This is a genomic window from Lactobacillus gallinarum DSM 10532 = JCM 2011, from assembly GCF_001434975.1.
GTDB lineage: Bacteria > Bacillota > Bacilli > Lactobacillales > Lactobacillaceae > Lactobacillus > Lactobacillus gallinarum.
Genome location: NZ_AZEL01000057.1, coordinates 1 through 290, shown reverse-complemented (window position 1 = coordinate 290; position 290 = coordinate 1). Strand labels below are relative to the sequence as shown.

Sequence of the window (290 nt, the reverse complement as noted above, 5' to 3'; positions counted from 1 at the left end):
GTAATAAGCACCATTTCTAGAATTTCCGGTATTCCAGCCATCGCGCTCATAAGGATTGTAGCCTAATTCGGATTCAAGCAGGTCATTGACAGCCTGTTGGAGCTTTTGTCTAAATAAATCATTAATTTTATCCTGATTGAATAGAGCATTAGCCATATCTTTGGTAAAATCATTCATGAAGGAATCTCTTTTCTAGTATGTTTTTCGTTCAAATCAATCATACGGGAAAAGGATTCCTTTTTCTAATATTCAGGGAAATAAAATTAAGGAAATATCCATCCTTACACAAA

The 290-nt window shown here is 34.1% G+C and carries 1 pseudogene; it reads right to left on the bottom strand.

The window, feature by feature from the left end:
- Positions 1 to 177: pseudogene (locus FC37_RS10330) on the bottom strand (IS256 family transposase); the annotation flags it as partial.
- Positions 178 to 290: the final 113 nt, after the last annotated feature.